The organism is Cystobacter fuscus (genome assembly GCF_002305875.1).
Classification (GTDB): Bacteria; Myxococcota; Myxococcia; order Myxococcales; family Myxococcaceae; genus Cystobacter; species Cystobacter fuscus_A.
On sequence record NZ_CP022098.1, the window covers coordinates 6,164,101 to 6,178,554 of the forward strand.

The window sequence follows — 14,454 nt, forward strand, 5'->3', positions numbered from 1 at the left end:
CGTCCGCTATAACGGATATTCCTCCGCCACGTTTCCATGAACCCCCGCGCTGCTCCTCGCGAGCGAGTTCCGGGTCACATCTCCGGCGCGGTCACCTGGCTCCTCGAGAGCAACATCCTGCTCGCCCAGGGGAAGGCTGCGGAGGCCCGCGGGGTGGCGGCGCTCGGTGTGCGCGAGTTGGAGGAGACACGTGGCCTGGGCACCTACGCGGTGGCCATGCGCCTGGGTTGCCGGTGAAGCTATCTACTTCTCTCGTCCTTCAGGCTTCCACGCCTGTCCGGCATCGTTGCCCTGGTGCGACTCACCACCGGGTGGCTTCATCAATTGAGCTGGCTTGCACTCCTGTTGCTCCTCACGGGATGCGCTGCGCGGTTTCCCTCCACGGCTCCCCGGTGGTACGGGCAGAGCAGTTCTCGGACCGTCGACATCGACGTCGAGGCGGCCACGCCTCGTCAGGCGGAGGCGCTGCGACGCGGCGGCATCCAACTGCCTCGGGTCTCCGAGCGGACCGCTGACCCCCGCGAGCATCGTGATTTCATCGATCTCCGAGTCACGGCTGTGGGCTTTGGCCTCACCGAGGGTGGCTATCTCCTCTACTGCGAGGGGTTACCGCTGCCCGTCCTCATCCCGGAGTCCCAGGTCGACCTGGGAGTGACGAGCGCCGAGCCGCTTCATGCCTCCATCTACCCGGACCGGGACACCGCCCTGGCGGATCTGGCGGTCAGCGCCTCGGAGGCAGGACAGCCGAGGTATGCGTGGTACCGGGGAGCGGGGGGCGCGCTCGTCGTGCCCACCCTCTTCTCGCCAGCCACCACCCCGCGCATTGCTCGGACGATGCTCGCGGTGCGCACGCACCTGGCACAGACGACCCAGCACGAGCTGAAGGTGCTGTTGTTGACCCTGACGGGCACCAAGGTCCTTCAGGGCGTTTTCTCCCGTGTGCTGAAGGTGGGCGCGGAGCCGCAGCCCCGTCCGGTTTCCAGGCAGGAGGTTCCTGGCGCCCATCCCCCGGCAGCGCGCCCACCCGCGCCACAAGCCGCTCCACCCGCTCCGGACCCTGTTCTCGCCCCAACAGCGCCCGCTCCGATGCCGGGTTCTCCCGCTCCATCACCGGGCCTGGTCCAGGCGCTTTCGGGTGGCAATCCGACACCGCAGGTGGCTCCTGGTCTACGCTTGCCTCGAGATGCTGCGGTCAAGCCAACAGTGCCTGGGGTCAAGCCGCTGCAGCGGCCTGTTGGCTCCAGTTCCACCCAGAATGCGCAACTCCAGGCGGACATCCAATACCTACGACAGATAGGCGCCACGAACATCCGGGTCAATCAACAACAAATCACGTACAATAATGGCCAGCGCGTCGGAGTCAACCGGCCGGATTTGCAGTTCGACCATCGAGGTCGCCACTATCACGTGGAGTACGATACACCCCTGTCGGGTCGTGGCCCCGGTCATCAGTCCCGCATCACCTCCAATGATCAGGACGCCGCGGTCATTCTCCTGATTGTTCCCTAAAGGATGAGGCCCATCGAATGAGCGAAGACCTGAACGGACTACTCCTGGGAGACCGCTGGGCGCCGGTCACCTCGGACATGGGCTTCCTGGAGACCGATGTGGAACGGGCTGCCCGTGCTCTCTCGTCATGGCAGGGAGGGCTGTGGGCGTCCGAGGGCGTCATCGTGACTGCTCGGCCAGTGGATGGCTCGCTGGAGCAGGTCCTCTCCGCCCTGCTACCCCTCTCCGGTGGGGAGAAGCAGCGGCACCTCTTCATTCCGACGCGCAGTGCCTGGACGGCATATGTCGACAATGGGTACCGGGGCACCGATGCCGTGAGCGCCATGTCCTACCTGGCCCAGGTCTTGGGCTGCCGGGGCATGCGAGTGGGCGCGGTACCCCACACCCTCCGCGAGGACAAGGGGCGTTATGGCGTCGTCGCGCTGGAGGTGTATGGCCCACGGCAGACGGACTGGCTCAACTACCTCCGCACCCTCTACGCCATGAACGATGGAGGCCGCTGGGTCTTCGGCCAGTCCGGAGAGCCCTTCCCGTTCGAGAAGCTGGCGCGCTATCAGGCACGCAAGGTGAGGGACCGCTTCACCCTCGACATACTCGAGGAGTACCTGCTCCACCTGGGGCTGTCCCCCTTCCAGGAGGACTTCTACCTGCCCCAGGGTGCTAAAGCCTGGCTCGTGGAGAAAACGGGGTCCTTCTTTTCCGCGCAGAAGGAGTACACCCTTGCTCAGGCCCGCGAGGACTTTTGACGCCTGGCATGTGGCCTGCCGTCAGAATCCTCCGAGTTCCACGCCGGGGGCGCGCGCAGCCTCGCCAGCGAGGCCAGGCAACTCTGGTAGGATTTGGGAGAAGACGCTCGAGGTCAGGGCCGGGGCGCCGGGGGAATGGATTTCGGAGCCCAGAGCAGCCCCAATTCCAGCGGCTCGGCGTCGAAGGGCTCGGCGCGGATTGTCTCGTCCCCCGTGTGACGAGCGGCCAGCGTCCAGCCATTCCTTCCCCGGCGGTACACCTCGAGGGAGTGGGCGCGGGGGTCCACGAGCCAGGAGTGGCTCACGCCTTCCTGGTGATAGAGGGCGGGTTTGCGCCCCCGATCCAGCGCGGCCGTGGACGGGGAGAGCACCTCGCACACCCAATCGGGCGCGACGTCGAAGAAGGGGTCATCCCGCTCCAGCAGCCCGGGCACCCGCTCCCGGCGCCAGCCCGCCAGATCCGGCACCAGCACCTGGCGGCCCAGGTGCAATTCCGGTTCGAGCAGGAGCCACCATCCCCCGGGTCCCCCCTGCCCGAGGTCGAAGGTATTACCCAACCGGGCCCCGAGCACCGTGGCCGCTCGGGCATGCCACTTCGCCGGCCGGGGGAAGGCCCACAGCTCGTCGTCGATGATTTCCCCCACCCATCCGGGCGGAAGGGCCTCGATGTCCTCGTAGGTGGCTGGACGCCTTCCCCGACCCATGTCCGCTCCTCACCCTGGCGCTCCCGCCAGACTCCTCCCATCATACCGGAGGGGGTGACATGGGTGGTAGGATCGAGCGACAGATGGAACGCGGCGCGGCGCTCGCACTACTTGCCCACCACCGTGTAGGCCAGTTCCTCGCCACCGCCGTACACGGCGAACTGGAACGGGGCGCCGGGGTCCGTGCTGTCGACCAGCAGCTGCAACCCGCCCAGGTCGGTGAACTGAGACGTCCAGGAGTCCACCTTGTTCGGGTCCGCGAGCACATACACGCCAGGCGCGGTCTCGACGAGCGGGAACTGGGCGCGGGCAATCGCCTCGCCCTTGGATGAGAAGGCCGTCAGGGTGGTCACGTTGCTCTTGAGCTTGGGGGGCCGGGTGCTGGAGCCCTTGAGGACAATGGCGATCTCGGAACTGCCCTCGCTGAGGGTGACGCCGCCGTTCGTGGACAGGAGTTGCCACGTAAAACCGCCCGAGAACGTATAGCCACGGCCTCGCACGGTGTCGTCGTAGTACTCGCCCTTCACCGAAACCGTGGGCCTGGGGCAGGCCGTGAGCATGACGATCGCGAGCACCGACACGGCCTTCAATACCAGCTTGGACATCTGCATGGGGCTGTTCTCCAAAAAAGGGGGGGCTACACCCGGATTCGTTCTGGGCGAAGTGTCGTAATGCAGACTCCATGCCAAACACCGGTTTGTCCGTCTTCACAGGGAGAAATCGGGTTGCTGATTGTTCTTGGATGCACTGGTTGTTGCCACGGGAGCAGCGGCGGGTCTGGTGTTGTTGCTTCCACCGCAACGCGCGCTCTCACCGCGAAGAAGTCCATGGGTCGCGGGATGCCTGGGCGGTGCCCTTTTGTTGCTTGCCCGTTCCCACGCATTGGGCGTCCATCGGCTGCATCACCACACTGGTCCTTGCTGTTCTCGCCGTAACCATGGCCATGCGTCTTCCCGCTCGCCTCGCCAATGTCCTGCTCTCCGTCCTACTCGCCTGCGCGTGCTCTCCCGGGTCCGAGAGCCTGGCACGGCTCCCGATGCCGGAGGAGACACCGCGAGCGGGCTGGTGCGGCTCGAGGCGGGCTTCGAGGGGACGCTGCAACCGCGCGGCAACAGGCTCCGCATCCACGTGACGGACACCGCCGGGACACCGGTGGAGGCCACGCGGGTCTCCGTCAGCCTGTGGATGCCCGGACACGGCCATGGTGCGCCCGCGCCCGCCGTCACCCGCGAGGCGCGCGGGGACTATCTGGCCACTGTGGACTTCACCATGCCGGGCACGTGGACCGTCACCATCCAGGTGGACACGGAGGGGGCAGGGCTCGCAGCTGCTTCGCCTGCTTCTGGGCCTCCGGGCATTGCGGAGTGGCTTGGAATTGCACCACCCCGCGAGTTGCTCGGCACGGTATTCGCGGGCGAGCCGAGGTGGTCGGGCGGTCCATTCGCGAAGGCGCAGGAGTATTGGTAGAATGGCGCGCCGTGGGCCATCCCTTCATCGAAAACACGACGCCATTCGTGTTCGAGCCGCTCCCGTTGGCGGACGAGCAGATGCGTCCCGTGTTCACGCTGGTAGTGAAGGCCACGTTCGCAATGCGGCCAGGCAAGGAGCCGGTGCTCGCCAGCGAGCAGGTTCCGCTCTGCCTCGCGGGGCAGCGCTGGAAGGGCTCGGACACGGCCAGCTACCAGTACGAGCCAGAGGGGCCTTCATCAAGCCCGCGACGGATGTGGTCCTGGTGGGGCATGCGCATGCGCCTCGTGTCGGGACGCGCGAACTGCTGGTATCGCTGCGAGTGGGGCCAGTGAAGAAGAAAGCCGGTATGTCTGAAGGACTCAAACTTCAGTACCAGCACGGGAGACGAGGCCGGGACGGCTGGTGGTGGCGTGGCCTCGGGGAAGACGAAGGGCAAGGCGGAGTTCGTCAACTACTCGTTCGACGTGCTGTTCGAGGGGAAGAACGTGGCGCGCTCCTTCGACCTGATGCTGCACAACGACAAGAACACCCCCCCTTCCCGCTGCTTCAGGGGCCCGTCGTCTCGGTGGGTGGCCGCAAGTCGGACCCTACCTGCCCGGAGTGTGGGGACAAATACTGAGGGCCTCCGCCCGGAACGGAAAGTCACGCGTGGGGAGAGACATGGGAGCCAGGCAAGAGGAGCAGTCGACCCGGGCACCTGACGTGGAGGAGCGCATCCGCGAGCCCCGCCGGGGGTGGGTGGTGCGTGTCGAGGCCGGTCACCAGGTCTGGGTGGACTACCCGGGGAATGTGCGGGGGCCCCTAAAGGCCCGCACCTCGGCTACTCTGGACCTCGACGCACTGAAGCTGTTGCCGCCTGTCTGGCCGGAGGCGCTCCTGCTCTTCGCGGATGGGGACCCCGCGCAGCCCGTGCTGCTCATGCTGCTGGAGCCGACCAGCAACACGCCGCTCACGGATGCACTGCTGGCCCAGCCTCTCTCGCGGGTACCCGCCGAGGCACGGGTGGACGGTGAGCGGGTGGTCATCACCGGGCGCAAGGAGGTCGTGCTAGAGTGTGGCAAGGCCAGTCTCACCCTGCGGCGGGACGGCACGGTGGTGCTGCGAGGCGTCAACTTGGTCTCCGAGGCGGAGGAAGTCCACCGCATCCGTGGGCGCAAGGTTCGCATCAACTGAGTCCTCCGGAGCCCTTCCGGAAGGGAAGCCATGTCCGAGAAACAACACACCCTCGATGATGAGAACCTCCCTGGCCGACACAAGCAGGCTGGGGGCGTGGAGGGGGGGGGCGTGCCTCAACAGGCACATCTCCAAGGTCGAGCGGAAGAACTCCTGCAGCCACCGCTGGCAGGCCTACCAGCGGGCCCGGGGCGACGCGGCGCTGTACAACTGGCCGGCCTATAAGGCACTGGCAAAGCTGGACGGAAAGGTCGCGACGGCGGCACGCACGGACAAGGAGGGAAAGCTCTTCCCGCCTTGGTATGCCTTCGAGATCCCCGCTCCGGGGCAGCGGCAGGACAAGCCCGAGGGCGGCACGTGGGATCTGGACCATGGCGATAACTTCCAGGCGAAGTGCTACCGGCCCTACTGGCATGAAGCCAACCACATCATCCCCAACAGTTCGCTCCGCAAGGTACTGGTCGACGTGGGCAAGGGGATGAATGACCCGGGCCGCATCTCCATGGCCATTCGGGGGCGGCTGCTCAACGTCCAGTACAACCTCAACCACAAGGTGAACATGATCCTGTTGCCAATGGACGAAGCGGTGGCCAACGCCCTCCAGCTCCCGCGCCATCGGCAGACGGCCTTTCTGTGCTCCCATGTAGCTTACAGCCGCAACGTCGAGACCCAGCTGAAGGACATCTTCAAGGCCCTGGTCAAGGACCCCATCCGCGAGCACAAAGTCCCGAAGTACAAAGACTGCAAGGACGCGCTGGAATCGCTCTCCAAGCGGCTCTACGAAGCCATCAAGAAAGCAGGCAAGCGGGGAACGGGCTCACTGGACGAGATGCAGGACAAGGACTTCGCCAGGCCTACGCAATCCCAGACGCCAAAGCCTCCGAAGAGCGGCAAACCCCCAGGGAGCTGAACTTCCTCGAATCCCACTCCGCCATGAACTTCTTCCATATCGAAACGATGGGCGACCCGAACGACGAGAGCCTGTGCTTCCTCCACGACGTTGTGGAGGGCACGGCCCGGGATTCGGCGAGATACTCGCTGGGCAAGCCGTTGCTGTCCGTCTACCCGAAGGAGCCCAAGCTCTTCATGAGCCCGGAGAGCCGGGGGATGAAGCTGGCCGACCTTCTTGGCAACACCGAGGGCATGCTGGTTGTTTCGAAGGCCCTCCGGGAGACCATCGAGAAGCATTGCCAAGGGGTCGAAATCGAGTACCTGCCCTTCACCCTCTATGACCACCGGAAGCGTGTCCACAGCCAAGACTACTGCATCGTCAATCCAATTGGTTCCCTGGATTGCCTTGATGAGGCGGCGAGTGGGGTCCAGTACGGCTCCGAGGGTAGTGTCATCGACATTGGGGAAATCGTACTCGACCGGAACAAAGTGAAGGACGCGCCACAGCTATTCCGGGTCAAGCAGCGGCCGAGCCAGTACATCCTCGGTGTCAAGCTGGCCCGCGAGATATATGACCGGGACTTCACCAACGTCCTGTGGACGGAGCTGCGCTTCAGCGACAGTCCCCGCGATGTCACCTGAGCGGGGCAGTGTCATGACGGCCTCTCCGGTGGGAAGGGCCCGGCGCGCCGCCATCGTCTGGGACGTGGTGGAGGAACACCTGAGCGAGGCGGACTTCCTCTGGGCGCAGTGGGAGCGGCTGCTGGAGTCCCCCGACCACTCCCTGGCCGAAGTGCGGGAGGATGACGAGCCTCGCCTGACGGCGCACCTGGAGGGGCTCGTTGTCGGGGGGCATCCGGTCGCGACCAAGCTCCTGCTGCCGTTGCTGGAGGAGGGGCAGGACATGCCCCGGGTCTGTGCGGCTACCTCCGCGTTGCTCGGCGCCGCCGATACCGACTGGCTCGAAACGCTCCTGGAGCGGCTGCCGGAGAGCGATGAGGCGCTCCTTCAGGGACTGGCGCGGGCCCTGGAGTTGAGCGGGCGTGAGGATGTCTCCGCAGCGCTGCTGCGACGGCTGCCGGGACTGGAGCCCGAGAGGAAGGCCGTCCTGCTGGACGTGCTGTGCCGCCGACAAAGCGACCCGGGCGACATCCTCTCCTGGGTGGTTGGAGCCGCTGCCCCGCTGAAGGCCGCGGCGGTGCGCGCGGCACGCTTCGCGCCCCTTGCACTCGCGACCGACCTGGTGCGGCAGGGGCTGGAGGCGGAGGATGTGGCCGTGCAGCTTGCGGCGCTGGAGACAGGACTGTGGCGGGGGCTGCAGGCCGCGTGGGGGGCGTGCCGGTCGGCCATCAATGCGGGCGGGAGCAAGGCCCGCCTCGGGCTGTTCGCCCTGGCTGTGGGAGGCACTGCCAAGGACCTCGAACAGGTGGTGGCGAGTACCCGGGAGGCGTCGCTCCGGGAGGAGGCCGTCTGGGCGCTGGGGTTCAGCGGGCGGTTGGCGGCCGCCGAGGCCCTGCTGCGGGTGCTGAAGGAGGACGTCAGCCCGCTCGCCGTCGAATCGTTCGCGGCCATTACAGGGCTGCCCCTCCGGACTCCTTTCGTGGAGGAGGTGGAGGATCCCGCGCCCGACACGCGGGCGCCCGGCGAGGACGCGGAGGAGGCCGTCGGGGCGGCGGAGGTGCCGCGGGGACTGCTGCCCGCGCCGGCCGTGGTCGCCCGCCAGGTGCAGGTCGCCGAGGTGGAGCGCTGGTGGGCCCGGGAGCGGAGTCGTTTCAGCGCCGATGGGCGCTTTCTGTACGGGCATCCCTACGGAGCCCAGGTGTTGCTCGCAGCCTTGGAGGGCTCCCGCCCGCGGCGGTGCAGCCACTACACGTCCCTGGACTCGGAGACGCAGGAGGCCCTGCCCATCACCAGCCACCCCATCCGTGCCTATACGGAGGGCTTCAGTGGCGCGAGTCTCTGGATGCGGCTGGCGCGCGGGGCCCTGGCGGATCTCCTGGGCGATCCGGGGCTGCCGCCCGGCCCTGGTCACCCGGGACGCGGAGGACTTCGAAGAGTCGCTCAAAGGATTTCTGTCCGAGCGCGGCGACCGTTTCGAGTCGAATGCCGACAGCGAGTCACCCGAGCGTCTCGCCACCGAAGCACTGCTCTCTGTCGAAGGGCTGGCCCTCGTGCGGCTCGCCGAGCGCGAGGGGTTCCCTCTGGCGGAGGACTACCTTCATGTGCCCTCCGTGGCACTGGAAGGCCGTGCCCCTTCGCTGGGACCAAACTCTTGGCGGCGCCTGGAGTAGCGCGGCCGAGGGTGAAGCGCGATTCGCCCCCCTCATCCGGTCACGTTGGGCAGCCAGGGGCTCCAAGAAAGCGCGGGCGTGCCCCTCACGGCGTGGCGCAGGCGCTCAGGGCCTGCTCGAGTTCGTCGGAATCGACCTCTGTCTCGGGCAGGGCTCGCAGCTGCTTCGCCTGCTTCTGGGCCTCCGGGCATTGGCCCTCGGCGGCCAGCCACTGGATGGCCGGCACGCGCATCCCGACGTCCTCCTGCATCGCCTTCTTCAGCCAGTTCTCCCGCCACGGGCCCCCGCAGGCCGCCAGTCGAGGATGCGCGGCGCAGATGCGGAAGCGGGCCCGGGTGGACTCCCATTCATAGCCATCCTCGCGGGTCTCCAGTCTCGCGAAGAGTGCCAGCGCTTCCTCGTAGCGCCCCACCTCCTGCAAGGTCTCGGCGTACTCGTAGGTGTGCTCGGGAGAGTCCTGGAGCTTCGACCAGGCTTCCCTCCGGCTCTTCAGCTCCGCCGGCTCGGACAGCCGGACCGTCTTCATCACGGCCTCGTAGAACGCCTGGTAGGGCGGCGCCACGGAGCGCTCCGTGTACCAGCCGACCCGGTAGATACGGACTCCCTCCACGCGGGCCTGTTCGAACACACGGCGGTCCTGCCCGGTGAACGTCCAGGCCCGCCAGCCCTCCTGAAGGGCCGGAACCTCGGCCCGGGTGAAGGGGCCGCCCAGGCGCCGCTCCCAGTCCTGTTGCAGCAGCTCGGGATCCAACTGGTCCGGCTGCCGGAGCAGGTGCGTGGCCGCGAAGACGGCGCTGCCGGAACTCTGTTCCACCTGCCACGTATTCAGCCCCATGAACGTGCCCCGGTGGTTGGCCAGGCGCCAGCAGATCGACAGCTCCAGCCCTTCCCGGGGCTCTCCGGCGGGCCGGTCGAGCGAGCAGATCAACGTCGGAGAGGAGGCCAGCAGCCACGCCAGTCCCGCGGGGAGCGCCAGGAGGAGCAGGCCGACTCCCAGCGCGCGCAGCCGCGTGAGGGCCAGGCCCATGCGCGGTGCCAGCGTCTCCGCGGGGGCCCACAGTGACACGGCCAGCCCTCCGAGGTAGCCGCCCACGTGGCCCAGCACCGAGATGTTCGGGGCCGAAAAGCTGGGCAGCGAGAAGAGGGCGAACAGGATGTAGGAGCGCCAGCCGTAGGCGGCGCGCTGCCCGCGCGGAATGGCCTCTCCCAGCCGGAGACCCAGGCCCAGCTGGGCGCCCCAGGCACCGAAGACAAACACCGACGAGCCCACGACCGACCTCTCCGAGAAAGGAACGATGAGCACTGCCGCCCCCAGGCCCGCTCCGAGCAGCACCAGCAGCAGGCCTGTCATGCCCAGCACCCGCTCGACCCGGAAGCAGCAGTAGGCCAGGAGGGGCAGGTTGAAGATCAGGTGCCGGGTGTTGACGTGGAGCCAGGGCGCCGTCCACGCGCTCCACCAGGCTCTCTCGAGGAGCGTCGGCTCGAACCCGACAGCGCCCACCCGCGTGAGCTCCACCCCCCTCTGGCTCAGCCAGACTTGAAGGCCGAAAGCCAGGAGCATCAGCACGCACAGCAGCGCGGTGGTCCACGGGAAGGGTTTCTTCGCCAGCCGCGTCGCCACCCGCGCCGCTGGCGTCTCCACGGCACTGGCCAGCGCCGGGATGGTGTCGATCCGGGCGAACTCCGTCCCCGTCCAGGGCGCGTAGCGAATCTCCGCCGAGCCGAGCACCGTCCCTCGCCGGATCTCTTCCTCCAGCTCCGACGGATGCAGGATGGTCTCCTCGTCATCGCCTCTCAGTTCGACCTGCTGCATGCATTGCCCCCCTCGGTGAGCCTCGACTGTCCGCGCGTGGCTCGGGCTTTCGTATCATGGCACGACTCGTGTGGAGGACGTTGCGGCGCGAGGGCCAGCCCAAGGCCGTGGGGGGAGGGCGGTCCGGCCGTGATGAATCCGCTTGCAAAGCGAGTGGGCCCGGAACACTCAATCGCGCGCTTTTCCACCCGAGGAGACGACGACATGAAGCGAGTCCTGGGAGTGCTTGCGGGCCTTCTGGCGATGACGGCGGCGGCCAGGCCCGTGCAGAAGCCGGTGGTCTATGAGCTGGAGGGAACGAAGTTCGAGGGCGTGCTCGTCTACGACGACTCCGTGAAGACTCCCCGTCCGGGGCTGGTGCTGGTTCCCAACTGGTTGGGCGTCAACGAGCCCAACGTGAAGCAGGCGATCCTGGTGGCGGGCAAGCAGTACATCGTCTTCGTCACCGACCTGTACGGACAGGCCGTACGCCCCAAGAACCCCGCCGAGGCGGGCAAGGTCTCCGACGTGTTGAAGCACGATCGCAACCTCATGCGCGTGCGTGTGAACAAGGCCCTGGACGTGCTGCGCGCCGAGGGCAAGGCGGTGGGGCTCGACGCGAAGAAGCTGGGCGCCGTCGGCTTCTGCCTGGGCGGTACCGCGGTGCTGGAGATGGCGCGCAGCAGCGTCCCTGTCGCCGGCGTGGTGTCCTTCCATGGCGGCCTGAACGCGCCCATTCCCGCCACCGAGGGCGCCATCACCGCCAAGGTGCTCGTGCTGCATGGGGCCGAGGATCCCCAGGTCCCCCCCGCCGAGGTGGAGGGCTTCGAGGAGGAGATGCGCAAGGCCAAGGCCGACTGGGAGTTGGTGTCCTATGGCGGCGCGGTGCACAGCTTCACCATCGTCGAGGCCAACACCCCGGGAAAGGTCCAGTACAACGCCAAGGTGGCCAGGCGCGCCTACCTCGCGATGAATGACTTCCTCGCCGAGGTCTTCGCGAAGTAGCCAACGCGGGGGGCTCGCGTGTTGCTCTACCCGGAGAGCCCCTGCGCGCGCAGGAACTCGCGCACGCTGGGCGCGTTGCGCGCCTCCGAGTCCACGCACAGCGAGATGGACTCGAGCGCGCGGGCGAGTGCGCGCGGTCCGCCCTCGATGCGCTTCACCCGCGGGCCCAGTAGCGTCTCGGCCTCCGCACGCTGGGCGGGGTCACAGAGCACGCCTACCTCCTCGATGAGATTGCCGAGCTCGTCGGAGCGCATCCGCTCCGCGAGGCTGTCGAAGTTCTCGCGGTAGAAGGCCCATGCCTGCGCCCGCGAGTCCGCGTCGTTGAGCGCCGTGCTCAGGATCTCCACTGTCTCGCGCACGTCGAACTCGCTTCCGGCCACCAGGCCCAGCGCCTCGCCCAGCAGCGCCCGGTCCTCGAAGGAGCCGAGCACGGAGAGCAGCACCGAGCGCTCGCGGCGGTCCTTCGCGCCGCGCGCCTGTGTGAGCAGCGTGTCGAACAGCGCCCGGTCACCCCGCTTCGCGGCGACCCGCAGCGCCACCCGGGCCACGTCCTCCTTCACCGCGTCGCGGTCCGCGAGCCACGCCCGGCCCAGCCGCGCGGCCTCCCGGCTCAGCGTGGGGTCCTCGCCCACGCCCGACGCGAACGACAGCAGCAGCAGGCGCAGTCGCTGCTGGCTCTCGTCCTCCCCGGGTCTGGCCACCCATCCGAGCGTCCGGGCGCGCGGTGCGTAGAGGCCGCGGATCCACGCCCGATAGCGGGCGCGGTCCTCCGCGGAGAGCCGGTCCACCCGCACGCCCCCGAGCAGTTGCAGGCCGCGCTGCACGACGAGCCGGCTCGGGTCCTTCGCCGTGGCGGGAACGGCGCGCAGCGCCTCTCCACTGCGCAGGTCCCCGCGCGAGACGCCCGCCCGTACGTCGGCGAGCAGCGCGAGCCGCTCGTCCTCGCTCAGCGTCCCCGCGGGGGCCCCGAGCAGGGCGTCCAGCTGCGGGCGCGCGTACCCGGAGTGGTAGTAGCCGCGGCCGTCCGCGTTGAGCAGCACCCAGCGCGGGCAGCCGGGCGCCTTCAGCAGCAGCTCGCCCTCGGCCTGCGTGAGCAGCGTGCAGCCGCGCTCGGCCTGGCTTCCGGTACCGGCACGCACGCACACCGGCACCGCCCACGTCTGGCCCTGCTCGCCCAGGGAGCCGGCGGGCCAGAAGCGCTCCTGGCGCAGCCGCACCCGCGTGGGGGCGCCGGGCTGGCACTGCAACTCCCCCTGGATGCGTGGGACGCCGGGCTGATCCACGAAGCTCTTGAAGACGCGCGCGGCGTCCGCTCCGGCGACCTCGCTCAGTGTCCGCAGGAAGTCGTCCGAGGTGGCCGTCTTCCAGGCGTGGGTGCGCATGTGCTGGCGCATCACGTCGCGCACGCGCTCCTCGCCGAGCCACGGCTCCAACATCCCCAGCACGGCGGAGCCCTTGGAGTAGGTGGTCCCGTTGTCAAAGGCACCAATGATGTCGTCATTGCTCGCCACCGGCTTGCGCACCGGGGGCGTGTTCACGAGCGAGTCCGTGCCCATCGCGTGCGCGAGCGCGTTCGCGCTGAACTCGCGGCCCAAGCCCCAGGAGGGCTCGAAGCCGTCCATCGTCTTGCGATCGAGCCAGCTGGTGAAGGACTCGTTGAGCCACACGTCGTCCCACCAGCGGCAGGTGACGACGTCGCCGAACCAGTAGTGACCCAGCTCGTGCCCGAGGATGGTGGCGTAGCGCTGGCGCCGCTCGAGCGTCTCCTGGCCGGGCTTGATGAGCGTGAGCGGCTGGCCCATCGCGACGATGCCCGGGTGCTCCATGGTGCCCCAGAAACGCGGCACCACGGCGACGTCCAGCTTCTCGAAGGGGTAGGGCAGGTCGAAGAAGTCCTCCAGCACCTCGACGATGCGCGGGGTGACGCTCGCGGCATACGCCGTCTCCGGCCCGCGCCCCCTGGGCACGATGAAGCGCAGCGGCACCGGTGTGCGGCCCACCGTGCCGGCCTCCACCACGTCGAAGGGCCCCACCATGAAGGCGACGAGGTAGCTCGGCATGGGCTTGCTCTCGGCGAAGGTGACGCGCTTGAGGCCGCCGGGCAGCGGCTCCTCGCGCACGGCTGGCGCGTTCGCCGCCGCCACGTGCGACTCCTTCACCGTGAAGGTGAGCTGCCACGGCACCTTGAAGGTGGGCTCATCGAAGCAGGGGAAGGCGCGGCGCGCGTCGATGGGCTCGAAGAAGGTGTAGAGGTACGGCTCGCCGGCCTCCGTCTCCCCGTACAACCCCTGGCTGCGCGTGCGCTCCACCCGTCCGGTGAACCGCAGCACCAGCCGCGCGCGGCCCGCGGGGAGCTCCTCGGGGAGCAGCAGCCCGAGGCGCCCCGTGTCCGCGGTGGCGATGCGGGCCTCGAAGCCGTGGCCCTCGCGCTCCACGCGCGCCGAGGAGACCTCCACGTCCTGCGCGTGCAGCCACACCTGGCGCACCGGCGCCCGCACCTCCACGTCGATGCTCACGGTGCCGGGGTATGTCGCCTCCTGTGGCAGCAGGGTGAGCTCCAGCGCGTAGCGCACCGGCCGCACCGTGTCCGGGAGCCTCAGCGAGGGCGGCGCGGGCTCGGGATACGCCGCGATCGCCGGGGCTGCCGCCGTGGCGGAATCGGAGCCCGTGGGGGCGGCTGGAGGTGCATGGGAGCAGTGCAGCAGACCGAGGGCGAGGAGCAGCAGCGGGAGTCGACGCATCCCACCACGCCAGCCTCCCGGGGCCGCCATGTCAACCTCACAGGCATCGTGAGCCTCGTGTTGTCGGCGCGTGGGCACGCGCGCTGGTGGCGGGCCGCAAGCATGGGAGGCATAGACAGACTCAGAGAAGGC

Annotated in this window: 13 protein-coding genes and 3 pseudogenes; 12 read left to right on the top strand and 4 right to left on the bottom strand. The window is 68.4% G+C overall.

Features of this window, described 5'->3' with window-relative positions:
- Positions 1-36: 36 nt before the first annotated feature.
- The 3 genes from CYFUS_RS25045 to CYFUS_RS25055 all read left to right on the top strand — a co-directional run bounded on the left by CYFUS_RS25045 (position 37) and on the right by CYFUS_RS25055 (position 2,255).
- The gene (locus tag CYFUS_RS25045) at positions 37-237 is read left to right on the top strand and encodes a hypothetical protein (RefSeq protein WP_095987522.1); all 201 of its coding nucleotides are present in this window, start codon (positions 37-39) and stop codon (positions 235-237) included.
- 87 nt (positions 238-324) lie between these two features.
- Positions 325-1,509, top strand: a complete 1,185-nt coding sequence (locus CYFUS_RS25050; protein WP_157758636.1) for a hypothetical protein — start codon at positions 325-327, stop codon at positions 1,507-1,509.
- A gap of 17 nt (positions 1,510-1,526) precedes the next feature.
- The gene (locus CYFUS_RS25055; protein WP_095987524.1) at positions 1,527-2,255 is read left to right on the top strand and encodes a hypothetical protein; all 729 of its coding nucleotides are present in this window, start codon (positions 1,527-1,529) and stop codon (positions 2,253-2,255) included.
- A gap of 113 nt (positions 2,256-2,368) precedes the next feature.
- Here CYFUS_RS25055 and CYFUS_RS25060 read toward each other — a convergent pair whose 3' ends face one another.
- Both CYFUS_RS25060 and CYFUS_RS25065 read right to left on the bottom strand, forming a co-directional pair.
- Entirely contained in the window at positions 2,369-2,959 is a 591-nt protein-coding gene (locus tag CYFUS_RS25060) for a Uma2 family endonuclease (RefSeq protein ID WP_095987525.1), read from the bottom strand.
- A 107-nt stretch (positions 2,960-3,066) separates the two neighbouring features.
- A complete protein-coding gene (locus CYFUS_RS25065; protein ID WP_095987526.1) occupies positions 3,067-3,570 on the bottom strand; it encodes a hypothetical protein in 504 nt (167 codons plus the stop codon).
- A 388-nt stretch (positions 3,571-3,958) separates the two neighbouring features.
- Between CYFUS_RS25065 and CYFUS_RS50895 the strand changes: the two genes are divergently transcribed.
- The 8 genes and pseudogenes from CYFUS_RS50895 (at position 3,959) to CYFUS_RS51800 (ending at position 8,784) form a co-directional block, all read left to right on the top strand.
- A complete protein-coding gene (locus CYFUS_RS50895; RefSeq protein ID WP_157758637.1) occupies positions 3,959-4,426 on the top strand; it encodes a FixH family protein in 468 nt (155 codons plus the stop codon).
- A 1-nt stretch (position 4,427) separates the two neighbouring features.
- A pseudogene (locus CYFUS_RS25075) lies at positions 4,428-4,718 on the top strand (hypothetical protein); the annotation flags it as partial.
- 52 nt (positions 4,719-4,770) lie between these two features.
- A pseudogene (locus CYFUS_RS25080) lies at positions 4,771-5,048 on the top strand (DUF4150 domain-containing protein); the annotation flags it as partial.
- Between the two features lie 41 nt (positions 5,049-5,089).
- A complete protein-coding gene (locus tag CYFUS_RS25085; RefSeq protein ID WP_232537824.1) occupies positions 5,090-5,602 on the top strand; it encodes a DUF6484 domain-containing protein in 513 nt (170 codons plus the stop codon).
- 55 nt (positions 5,603-5,657) lie between these two features.
- Positions 5,658-6,512 carry an AHH domain-containing protein gene (locus tag CYFUS_RS25090; protein WP_095987529.1) on the top strand — a complete coding sequence of 285 codons (855 nt, stop codon included), beginning with the start codon at positions 5,658-5,660 and terminating at the stop codon, positions 6,510-6,512.
- 23 nt (positions 6,513-6,535) lie between these two features.
- Complete coding sequence (locus CYFUS_RS25095; protein WP_095987530.1) at positions 6,536-7,135, top strand: imm11 family protein; 600 nt, start codon at positions 6,536-6,538, stop codon at positions 7,133-7,135.
- Between the two features lie 13 nt (positions 7,136-7,148).
- Positions 7,149-8,390 (top strand): annotated as a pseudogene (locus CYFUS_RS54620) (TIGR02270 family protein); the annotation flags it as partial.
- The gene (locus CYFUS_RS51800) at positions 8,275-8,784 is read left to right on the top strand and encodes an Imm49 family immunity protein (RefSeq protein WP_232537757.1); all 510 of its coding nucleotides are present in this window, start codon (positions 8,275-8,277) and stop codon (positions 8,782-8,784) included. The pseudogene CYFUS_RS54620 and the gene CYFUS_RS51800, both read left to right, overlap by 116 nt.
- Positions 8,785-8,869: 85 nt before the next feature.
- Here CYFUS_RS51800 and CYFUS_RS25105 read toward each other — a convergent pair whose 3' ends face one another.
- A complete protein-coding gene (locus CYFUS_RS25105; RefSeq protein WP_095987532.1) occupies positions 8,870-10,597 on the bottom strand; it encodes a rhomboid family intramembrane serine protease in 1,728 nt (575 codons plus the stop codon).
- Positions 10,598-10,801: 204 nt separating this feature from the next.
- Here CYFUS_RS25105 and CYFUS_RS25110 point away from each other — a divergent pair, with 204 nt between their 5' ends.
- Positions 10,802-11,581, top strand: a complete 780-nt coding sequence (locus CYFUS_RS25110; protein ID WP_095987533.1) for a dienelactone hydrolase family protein — start codon at positions 10,802-10,804, stop codon at positions 11,579-11,581.
- Positions 11,582-11,607: 26 nt separating this feature from the next.
- Here CYFUS_RS25110 and CYFUS_RS25115 read toward each other — a convergent pair whose 3' ends face one another.
- Positions 11,608-14,322 (bottom strand): M1 family metallopeptidase, encoded by a 2,715-nt coding sequence (locus CYFUS_RS25115; RefSeq protein WP_095987534.1) that lies wholly within the window; start codon positions 14,320-14,322, stop codon positions 11,608-11,610.
- Positions 14,323-14,454: the final 132 nt, after the last annotated feature.

What these genes read in the sequence shown, in the direction of transcription:
- CYFUS_RS25090 (WP_095987529.1), top strand. Translation starts at nt 5,658, where the DNA reads ATGATGAGAACCTCCCTGGCCGACACAAGCAGGCTGGGGGCGTGGAGG.
- CYFUS_RS25095 (WP_095987530.1), top strand. Translation starts at nt 6,536, where the DNA reads ATGAACTTCTTCCATATCGAAACGATGGGCGACCCGAACGACGAGAGC.
- CYFUS_RS25110 (WP_095987533.1), top strand. Translation starts at nt 10,802, where the DNA reads ATGAAGCGAGTCCTGGGAGTGCTTGCGGGCCTTCTGGCGATGACGGCG.
- CYFUS_RS25060 (WP_095987525.1), bottom strand. Translation starts at nt 2,959, where the DNA reads ATGGGTCGGGGAAGGCGTCCAGCCACCTACGAGGACATCGAGGCCCTT.
- CYFUS_RS51800 (WP_232537757.1), top strand. Translation starts at nt 8,275, where the DNA reads ATGGGCGCTTTCTGTACGGGCATCCCTACGGAGCCCAGGTGTTGCTCG.
- CYFUS_RS25115 (WP_095987534.1), bottom strand. Translation starts at nt 14,322, where the DNA reads ATGCGTCGACTCCCGCTGCTGCTCCTCGCCCTCGGTCTGCTGCACTGC.
- CYFUS_RS25105 (WP_095987532.1), bottom strand. Translation starts at nt 10,597, where the DNA reads ATGCAGCAGGTCGAACTGAGAGGCGATGACGAGGAGACCATCCTGCAT.
- CYFUS_RS25085 (WP_232537824.1), top strand. Translation starts at nt 5,090, where the DNA reads ATGGGAGCCAGGCAAGAGGAGCAGTCGACCCGGGCACCTGACGTGGAG.
- CYFUS_RS25045 (WP_095987522.1), top strand. Translation starts at nt 37, where the DNA reads ATGAACCCCCGCGCTGCTCCTCGCGAGCGAGTTCCGGGTCACATCTCC.
- CYFUS_RS25055 (WP_095987524.1), top strand. Translation starts at nt 1,527, where the DNA reads ATGAGCGAAGACCTGAACGGACTACTCCTGGGAGACCGCTGGGCGCCG.
- CYFUS_RS25065 (WP_095987526.1), bottom strand. Translation starts at nt 3,570, where the DNA reads ATGCAGATGTCCAAGCTGGTATTGAAGGCCGTGTCGGTGCTCGCGATC.